Here is a 9,322-nt window from a genome sequence, read left to right on the forward strand (position 1 = left end):
GCCGAGTCGTCCCGCGCGAATCATCATCACGAGATAGAACCATTCACGCAGGCGGTTCATTCGCCTCATTCCCATATCAGTAACTCCGCGGGTGTCGGGTTGTAGGCGTTGCAGGGGTTGTTCAACTGCGGGCAATTGGAGATGAGCACGATGACGTTCATCTCCGCGCGCAGTTCGACGTATTTGCCGGGCGCGGAGATGCCGTCTTCGAACGTGAGTCCGCCATCGGCCGTCACCGGCACGTTCATGAAGAAGTTGATGTTCGGACTCAGGTCGCGTTTGGAAAGCCGTCCGTCGTGCGCGCAGGCGCGTAGGAAGTTGTCGCGGCAGCTATGCATGTAGCGCTTTTCGAGCGCATAGCGAACGGTATTGCTCTCCTGAGCGCATGCGCCGCCAAGCGTGTCGTGACGGCCGCATGTATCGGCGACGATGGTCAGCATCGGGTTGCCGAGGTTGGAATACAGCACGGTTCCCGTCGTCAGATAGAGGCTCTTTTGGCGGCGCAGGGTGCGTTGCGGATCGAAACGTTCGCGCGGGTTGTCGAGGCTGTAGAAGAGCGTATCGACAGCCTGATTGCCTTCCATATCGCGAATGCGCAGCGTCTGTCCGGCCTTCAGTTCCTTGAGCCACGGCTCGCCGGCGCCGAGCGTTTCGCGGTGGATCGCATCTTCTGCACGGCGGTCGCTGGCGGTGAGGTAGGTCGTCATGTTTGTCGGTCTCCGCTCAAAGATAAAAGCGCTCGGTATTGATGAAGCCACGCACGTTTTCCTCGCACGAAGTGCGGCAGAGTTCAGCCACTTCTCGATCCGCATTTGCCAACGAGAGCTTCACGGGTTGCGGCGCATAGTTCGCGTTCGGATCGAGCGGATGCTGAATTGCGGTGAGCACGACGAGCGTGTTCATCGGCGCATAGAGCTCGACGTAATCGCCGGGCTTCGAATTGCCGCTGACGAAGGTAAGCGCCCCCTGGTCCGTCACGTCGACGCGGCTGAAGAGATTCAGCGTCATCAAGAGATCGGAGAGGCCGAGATTCCATTTGCCCATCTCGACAAGCAGGTTGTCCACACCATTGCGATAAAAGCCGTTACGCAGTTCCTGATAGCGTCCCGCGCCATACTTCTCATGCACTTCCCCGGCATTCGATACCCCGCCGATGCTGTCGTGCCACCCGCATGTATCCGCGACGATGGCGGCAAGCACGCGGCCCATGTCGGAGTAGAGGCAATGGCCCGCGCTTAGTTTGGCCGTGTGCTGGCACTTGAGCGTATCGGGTAAATTCAAGCGTTCGCTTTTTTCGGCGGCGTTGAACATCATGATGCTGACATTCGCGCCGCCATCCATATCGGTCAGGCGCAACGACTGTCCCCGCTTGACGATCAGCGACGCATGTCCGCCGCCGGGAACGGTTTCTTCGAGTAGCAAGTCCATCTTCCTGGGTTCCTTTAAGCAGGTATCGCTTCCGCACGCGCGGCGCCTTCGACGGCCGCCCGTGCAACGTGGATCGACGAAGCCGAGTCGCGGCTATGGTCGAGCGGAATGTTGTAGGTGATACGCGCGCCATACGCGCCGGGCGCTTGCGGATCGACACGTACCTTGTCGAAGACGAGCACGCGGCTGCCGAGCGTGAAGCCTTCTTTCAGGTCGTGCGTGACCATGAAGATGGTCAGGCCCGACTCGCGCCAGAGCTTGAGCAGCAGTTCGTGCATGTCGCGGCGGATGCCCGGATCGAGCGCGCCGAAGGGTTCGTCGAGCAGCAAGATGCGCGGCTTCATCATGAGCGCCTGCGCAATGGCAAGACGCTGCTGCATGCCGCCTGAAAGCTGATGCGGATACTTGTCGAGCGCGGCGGCAAGACCGACGCGTTCGAGCATCGCCACGGCTTCGTCGCGTGCAGCCTGTCGACGCGCGCCGAAAAGACGGCCCATGAGCCTCGACTCGCGCAACTCGTGACCGAGCATCACGTTGCGCACCACGCTCAAATGCTCGAACACCGAATAGCGCTGAAACACCACACCGCGATGCGCGTCCGGTTCACCTGGCAGCGGTTCGCCATCGAGCAGGATCTCGCCGCGTGTCGCGCGTTCCTGACCGAGCAGAAGGCGCAGAAACGTGGACTTGCCGCAGCCCGACGCACCGACCATCGAACAGAATTCGCCTTTTCCGATCTTGAGATTCAGGCGTTCGAGCACGACCTGGTTGCCGTACTCTTTCCACACGTTGCGGACTTCGATCATCTTGCGCCTCCGCCGTACCAGGGAAACGCCCACAGCGTGATACGGCGCAGGCTCTCGTCGATAAGCCACGCGAGCAGCGTGATCCACGCGACGTAAGGCAGGATCACGTCCATCGCGAGATAGCGGCGCACGAGAAAGATGCGGTAGCCGAGGCCGTCGACGGATGCGATCGCTTCCGCCGCGATGAGAAAGAGCCACGCCGAACAGAGCGCGAGACGCAGTGCGACAAGCAGGCGCGGCATGAGTTGCGGCAGGATCATGCGCAGCATCAGCGTCCAGCTCGTGGCGCCGAGCGTCTGCGCCTTGACCCACAACTCGTCGGGAATCTCGCGTGCGCGCTGCTGAAGATCGCGGATCATCATGGGCGTAATGCCGATCACGATCAGCACGACCTTCGACAAGTCGTCGAGGCCGAACACGATGAAGAGAATGGGCAGCACCGCGAGCGGCGGGATCATCGAGACGACAGTGATGAAGGGCGAGAGGGTTGCGGTGACGAGCGGAATGCTGCCCGTCACGATGCCCGCGACGAGCGCGATCACCGCGCTCACCACAAGACCGATGCCAAGGCGCTTAAGGCTTGCGAGCGTATCGGTCCAAAGCAGATATTGGCCCGTGCGCTTGTCTTCGGTGAAGGCGAACTGAGTGATCGCCTCGCTCATCTGGCTCGCGCTTGGCAGCACCTTGTCGCCGGGATTGTCCTTGAGCCGCAGCGACGAACTGGTGAAGTACACCGCCAACAGCACGATGAACGGCATCAAGAGCAGCAGCATGGCGCCGCTCTTGCTCGGGTGTCGGTTGATGAGTCGCATCGCGCAGCCTCCGGTTCGCAGGCGTTAAAGCTTGCCGTCGGCGGCCATGCGCACGTAGGTCGGATCGAAGCGCAGCTTGACGTTGCTCTTGCTGCCGACCACGACGCCCTTGTCGAACGCCATGCCGATTGCGTCCGCGCTCGGCGCGCCTTGACCGAGCAGACCGTGATCGAACGAGAACTTCGCGACGCGGGTCATGGTGCGCGGCAGTTCGGGACTCGTCGCGAAGTCGAGTGCGGACTTAGGCGTGTAGAAGAGCGCGGTGGTCGAGAGCTGGCCCTTGAAGCCCGGCAGATCGGTGCCGGATGCCTTCGCCATCGCGTTGAGGGCGGCGGTGCTGTCGGCGCTGTTGGCGCGCATCAGCGACATCATCTCGAACCATGCGCCCGTCAGTGCCTTACCGAGTGCGGGGTTCTCTTGCAGCGTCTTCGTATTGACGACCATCATGTCCATGATCTCGCCGGGAATCTTGCTCGAGTCGAATACTTCGGTCACATCGGGCTTGGCCTTCAGGTCGGCGAGCATGGGATTCCAGGTGACGGCCTGCTTCACGGCGGGTGTCGCAAACGCGGCCGAGATATCGGCATCCGATGTGTTCACCACCTTGAGATCGCGCTCGCTCATGCCGGCGGATTCGAGCGCGCGGGCAAGCAGATAGTGCGATACGGAAAACTGCACGAGGTTGATCTGCTGACCCTTGATGTCGGCGATCTTCTTGCCAGTGCCCTTTACGAGCACGCCGTCGTTGCCGTTGGAATAGTCGCTGACGATAAGCGCGGTCGAGTCCACGCCGCCCGCGGCGGGAATCGTCAGTGCGTCCATGTTGGTCATGGCGCAGCCGTCGAACTTGCCGGCCGTGTACTGATTGATCGACTCGACGTAGTCGTTGAGCTGCACGACATCGACATTGATGCCGTATTTCTTGGCCCACTTGGAAACGATGCCTTGAGTTTTCGCTTCGCCCCACGGCATCCAGCCCGCATAGATGGTCCAGCAGACCTTGAAGTCCTGACGACCGGCGGCGAACGAGGAAGAAGCGGTGGAAGCAAACGCGGCGAGAGAGAGGGCGGCGATGCCGATGAAACGGGATAGCTTGCGCATGAGGTTGACCTCGAAGGGGTTATCGACGGCGGGGAGCGGCGCGACTCTCGATCGCGTTCTCTCCCGGGCTTTTATCCCGCCGTGTAACCTCGCGCAGAACTTTGAGGTCGACAACTCTCGGACCAGCATCGCGCGTATGGATCGTCCCTCATGGACGCTACGCGGATCGGAACCCTAGTTATCTATTGCAAATTGTTGGTGCTAAACCGGATGAAGCGCCGGCTCCTTGCTGTAGCTATAAGCGATAAGCGTGCCATCGCAAATGAGCGCATGTTTCATGGATTCAGCCATGCGTGTGCACCAAATCCGGATGATCGGCGCACCATCGAAGCGCTCGTGCGACGTTTCGGGGAAAGGCCGCACGAAGGCTCATGCGTATCAACCGCGGTCGCCGTAGCGTGCGAGGCGCGAGCGCAAGGCATCGATCTGATCGAGCAGATCGAGTGCAAGCGCCACGCCTTGCGCGTTCAGTTCGAGATCGCTGGTCAGTCGTTGCGCGGTCATGGCGCGGCGCAACGACGTGCCGCTGAAGCGCCATTCCTCGATACGCGCACCTCGCGGCTCGAATGCGCCTTCTTGCACCCAAAGCGCGAGCTGATCTTCCGAAGCGCCCGTGATGCGACATAGTTCGATCATCGTGAACTCGACGTGCTCCTCGACGATATCGCCCTGCAGATAAACCGGCTCGTTTTCATTCATGATGGTTCACCCATAAAAGTGCGCGCGCGGATCGAAGTCGAACGCATCGCGCATGGCGTGATAGGCAGCCTTCCTGGCGTCGGTATCGGCGGGAGGCAGCACGATGCCGAGCATGACGTAGACATCGCCGGGCGGATTGCCGGGAATGCCTCGACCGCGCAACCTCAAACGTCGTCCGGCGGCAGACCCGGCCGGAACGGTCACGGTCACATCGCCGGATGGCGTCGGCACGACCACCTCTGCGCCAAGCGCGGCTTCCCATGGCGCAAGCGGCAATTCGACGGTGACGTCGCGGCCGTCGACGGTATAACGCTTGTGCTTGTCGACCGTCACTTCCAGATAGAGGTCGCCTGGCGGCGCATTGCCCGAACCGGCGCCTCCCTGACCCGCGAGGCGCAGGCGCTGGCCGTCGAGAATGCCCTTCGGTATCGTCACATCGAGCGTGCGCGTTTGATACGTCACGCGTCCTTCATCGTTGATGACGGGCATTTGTAGCCTGAAGGTGCGCTGCGCGCCGGTGTAGGTATCTTCCAGGCTGACCGCGACGCTTGCATGATGATCCTCGCCCGGCCACTCGGGCATGCGCGACCGTGTCCCATGCCGCGCGCGTGCGCCGCCGTGCATGCCGCTGCGTGCGCCGAACAGGTCGCTGAAGAAGTCGTCGGCGTCTTGCTGACTTTCGCCACCGCGATACTCGAAGCCATCGCCGACATCGGGACGCGGACGGATCTCGTCGCCATCTTTGAGCCCGGTGCCGAGGGCATCGAACGCGGCGCGCTTCTCCGGGTCCTTGAGTACCTGATATGCCTCGCCCACTTCCTTGAAGCGCGCTTCGGCGTCCGCGTCCTTGTTGAGGTCGGGATGAAACTTGCGCGCGAGTTTTCTGTGAGCGGTCTTGATTTCCGCTTCGCTCGCCGTGCGCGGAACGCCCATGACCGCGTAGTAGTCTTTGTATTTCATGGTTAGCCCGGATGGTCGATCATTGGTCCCGGTTCGCCGACGCGACGCGTACTCGAGACGCCGATGCGTCCCGTTAATATACAAGCATGTTTGCTGGAGCGTGTCATGGGTGAACGATTCGAGCGCGCAGAAGCGGCTCGACGAATGGCCGCACGCTCGTTTCGAAGCACATGCACGGGCGTCCCTCGGACGAAGAGGACGCACCGGCGCTTCACGTATCGGTAAGGCACGCTTGGAGCCTTGTTCTCGCACCTTCCCTGAAGGCTCCATCGCCCGCACCTTGTATTTCTTCGTCCGCACAGGGCTAAAGCATTTGCACTTGTGCGTCGTAAACCAGGAATCGCCTGATCGGCTCCATCAAGCACGAGGCTTGGTCGACTCGTCCACCACGTCCACCGAAAGCCTGGTTTTGCAATGCCCATGTCCCATCATTCCACCCAGGGTTCAGTCGACCGCGCACGGTCGGAGACTCGATCCGCGCAGAACCAGGGCTTCCTGTCGTTCTTCCTGAAAACTCAGGCACGTAGCGCAACTTTTTCCTCTGCCTGCGTCGTGCAGCACATGCTCGGTGCGGTGGGCGCGTTCGCGCTCGTTTATTGGCCACTCGCGTCCGTGTCGAACGTTGCGGCGTCGTGCGTCGGCGTCTTTGCCGGCGGCGTCGTGCTGACGATCGGTCTTGGTCGTGCATGCCGCGCCGCCGGGCGCGAGAATGCCACCCGCGCGCTTGCACGGGCGCTGTTGGACGCGAATCGCGAATGCCTAAAGCTGCTGGACGAAGAAGGGCGCATGTTGCGCATCTCCGAGCATGGCGCGCAGTTGATGCAGGCGAGCGGCCCGGAACAGCTTGCCGGCGCCGACTGGCTGAGCTTCTGGTCGAACGATGACGCCATCGCCGCTCGCAGCGCATTCGCCGCCGCGCTGCAAGGCGCGCGCACGTCTTTCACTGGCGCGTGCCCGACGACGACAGGCGAGCCGAAGGTATGGCAGTCGCGATTGATCCCTATCGAAAACGGTAGGGGTGGCGTCTACGGCATTTTGTGCGCGTCGCTCGATGTCACTCAGGAAGCCGACCTCGCCGCCGATCTGCGCGCGAAAGACGCGCTGATGACCGAGATGGAAGCGCACGCCGGTCTCTGCTTCTACTCGTATAGCGCGGATTTCAGCCACTTCCATCGGTTGAGCGAAGGCTGCGCGTCCCTGTTCGGCGTGGACGCGCCGACGCTGCTGGAACGTCCGCAAGCGTGGATGGATGTCGTGCTGCCCGAAGACCGTCCGCAAGTCGAAGCCGCGATGCGCCGCATCGTCGACACCGCGATTGGCGGGCGCGTGCAATACCGCATCAAGCGGCCCGGCGGCGGCGTGCGTTGGGTGCAAAGCACGGGTTATCCCGTGCGCGATGCGGCGGGCGGCGTGGCGCGCATCATCGGCATCAGCGAGGACATCACTGCGGAGCAGGAGCGTGTCGCGGAACTGGACCGGCTGGCTTTCTCGGATTCGCTGACAGGGCTCGCGAATCGCGTCGCGCTTTTGCGGGCCATCGAGGAACGCTGCCGCGAGGACAACGTGTTCGCGCTGATGTTCATCGATCTGGACCGCTTCAAGGTGCTCAACGACACGCTCGGCCATACGGCAGCCGACCGTCTGCTCAAGTCGCTGAGCGAAGTGATTCAGGCGGCGCTCCCGGCCGATGCCTTTCTTGCGCGACTCGGCGGCGACGAGTTTGCCGTGCTGATCGACGAGGCACGCGACAAGGAACGGCTTGCGAGCATCGCGCGAATCATTCTCGGCGTGCTCGCACAAACAGGCGATGCGCCTCGCGCCGGCGCGTTCGTCACCGCGTCGATCGGCATTTCAGTGTTCCCCGAGAACGGCGCCGATCACGAGACCTTGCTCACGAGTGCGGACATTGCGATGTATGCCGCGAAGAAGGCCGGGCGCAACGGCTTTCGCTTCGCCGACAAGGACGCAAGCAAGCGTATCGTCGACTTCAACCTGGAGCGCGACCTGCCCGCCGCGCTCGCCAACGACCAGTTCGTGCTGCACTACCAGGCGATTCACGAGCCGCATTCGCTCGCGGTCCGCAGTGTCGAGGCGCTCATCCGTTGGAGTCATCCAACGCGCGGTGTCGTCTCGCCGGGCGTGTTCATTCCGATTCTGGAAGAGAGCGGCTTCATCATCGAGGTCGGCGCGTGGGTCATGGAAGACGCGCTTCGGCAGCTTGCGCACTGGCGCAGAAACGGTGCGAGCGCGCTCAGCGTCTCCGTGAACGTGTCGGCGCGGCAGTTGCGCGATACGGCTATCGTCGATGTCGTCGATAACGCCTTGCGCCGGCACGGACTGCCGCCGTCGAGCCTGCAAGTGGAACTGACCGAGAGTGCGTTGATGGAGAATGCAGAGCTCGCGCAACGCACGCTCTGTGCGTTGAAGGAACTCGGCGTGCGCATCGCCATCGATGACTTCGGCACGGGCTATTCGAGTCTGCGTTATCTCGCGGATTTCGCGCCGGATACGCTCAAGATCGACCGTTCGTTTGTCGCCCGCCTGGAAAGCGATGCCGCGACGCATGGCATCGTGTGCGGCATCATCCAGATGTCGCATGCGCTCGGCGTGAGCGTCACGGCGGAAGGTGTCGAGCGCGCAACGCAACTGGACATGCTGCGGCAAGCGCAGTGCGACTTCGTGCAAGGTTACTTGCTGAGCCGGCCGGTCGCGCCGGAACTCGTCGTGGGACTTTCGACGCTCGTGCCCGAGCCGAGCGGTGTCGTTGCAGCGGGCGCCGTGACGTAGCAGCGGCCGTCATACCTACATCCTCATTACAGTTTCCCTGCTTCACGCCGATAAGAAGGTGGACAAGCTTGCAACAGGCGTCGATAAGCATCGCGCCTCGTCTCCACCTACGACCACTCTGGAAGCAAAACGAATGAAGAGCCTGACAATCCGGGCGCGGCTCGCGCTCACCATGATTTTTCTTGGCGTGCTGCTCAGCTTGTCCGTGGGAATCGGTCTATACGGCATGGCGACCATCAAGGCGTCCGCAAGAGACGTGAGTCTGAGCACGTTGCCCTCCGTCAACGCGCTGGGTGTCTCGGACGTGTACCTGAACCGCGCACGCGTGCTGCTCGACCGCTTTGCGCTCGACCGCGAAGGCACCGGAGGGGAAGACCTGCGCGCTCGCGCCGAGAAAGCGTTGGCCGATTCGGACGAGTGGTACAAGAAGTACGATGTCATCCCGCGTGGCGCGGACGAAGACGTCCTCGCGAAGGACGTGGTCGAAGGCCGCGCTCAAATGCGCAAGGCAGTCGAAGGTTTTGGCGCCGCCATCGAGAAACGCGATCAGGCCGAGATCATTCGCTATGCACAGAAAGACGTGCCCGATGCCTACAATCGCACGAGCGATGCCTTCAAGAAGCTGAAGGAATTCCAACTCATCGACGCAGCCCGCCAGGACGAGGAAAACGACAGCAGCTACGCAACCGTGCGTACCGTTGGCTTCATCTCGCTCGTCGTGGGTATTGC

At 62.0% G+C, this 9,322-nt stretch carries 9 protein-coding genes and 1 riboswitch; of the genes, 2 read left to right on the plus strand and 7 right to left on the minus strand.

Annotated features, from left to right (window positions below; all coding sequences use genetic code 11):
• Positions 1-65: 65 nt before the first annotated feature.
• The 7 genes from NCR40_RS25910 to NCR40_RS25940 form a co-directional block, all read right to left on the minus strand.
• Entirely contained in the window at positions 66-707 is a 642-nt protein-coding gene (locus tag NCR40_RS25910) for an urea amidolyase associated protein UAAP2 (RefSeq protein ID WP_244830645.1), read from the minus strand.
• 16 nt (positions 708-723) lie between these two features.
• The gene (locus NCR40_RS25915; RefSeq protein WP_250511097.1) at positions 724-1,428 is read right to left on the minus strand and encodes an urea amidolyase associated protein UAAP1; all 705 of its coding nucleotides are present in this window, start codon (positions 1,426-1,428) and stop codon (positions 724-726) included.
• A gap of 14 nt (positions 1,429-1,442) precedes the next feature.
• Positions 1,443-2,234 carry an ABC transporter ATP-binding protein gene (locus NCR40_RS25920; RefSeq protein WP_250469446.1) on the minus strand — a complete coding sequence of 264 codons (792 nt, stop codon included), beginning with the start codon at positions 2,232-2,234 and terminating at the stop codon, positions 1,443-1,445.
• Complete coding sequence (locus NCR40_RS25925) at positions 2,231-3,046, minus strand: ABC transporter permease (protein ID WP_250511098.1); 816 nt, start codon at positions 3,044-3,046, stop codon at positions 2,231-2,233. The genes NCR40_RS25920 and NCR40_RS25925 overlap by 4 nt, the downstream gene beginning before the upstream one ends.
• A gap of 24 nt (positions 3,047-3,070) precedes the next feature.
• The gene (locus NCR40_RS25930) at positions 3,071-4,147 is read right to left on the minus strand and encodes a putative urea ABC transporter substrate-binding protein (protein ID WP_244830639.1); all 1,077 of its coding nucleotides are present in this window, start codon (positions 4,145-4,147) and stop codon (positions 3,071-3,073) included.
• A 58-nt stretch (positions 4,148-4,205) separates the two neighbouring features.
• A riboswitch (guanidine-I (ykkC/yxkD leader) is annotated at positions 4,206-4,336 on the minus strand.
• A gap of 189 nt (positions 4,337-4,525) precedes the next feature.
• Positions 4,526-4,846: a chaperone modulator CbpM gene (locus NCR40_RS25935; protein ID WP_250469456.1), complete on the minus strand. Its 321-nt coding sequence runs from the start codon at positions 4,844-4,846 to the stop codon at positions 4,526-4,528.
• Between the two features lie 6 nt (positions 4,847-4,852).
• Positions 4,853-5,806 (minus strand): DnaJ C-terminal domain-containing protein, encoded by a 954-nt coding sequence (locus NCR40_RS25940; RefSeq protein ID WP_250469461.1) that lies wholly within the window; start codon positions 5,804-5,806, stop codon positions 4,853-4,855.
• Positions 5,807-6,226: 420 nt separating this feature from the next.
• Between NCR40_RS25940 and NCR40_RS25945 the strand changes: the two genes are divergently transcribed.
• The gene (locus tag NCR40_RS25945) at positions 6,227-8,593 is read left to right on the plus strand and encodes a sensor domain-containing protein (RefSeq protein ID WP_250469462.1); all 2,367 of its coding nucleotides are present in this window, start codon (positions 6,227-6,229) and stop codon (positions 8,591-8,593) included.
• Between the two features lie 133 nt (positions 8,594-8,726).
• Positions 8,727-9,322, plus strand: a 596-nt coding sequence (locus tag NCR40_RS25950) for a Tar ligand binding domain-containing protein (RefSeq protein ID WP_250511099.1), incomplete at its 3' end; no start/stop codon positions are given.

The organism is Caballeronia sp. GACF4, assembly GCF_023631025.1.
Taxonomy (GTDB): domain Bacteria; phylum Pseudomonadota; class Gammaproteobacteria; order Burkholderiales; family Burkholderiaceae; genus Caballeronia.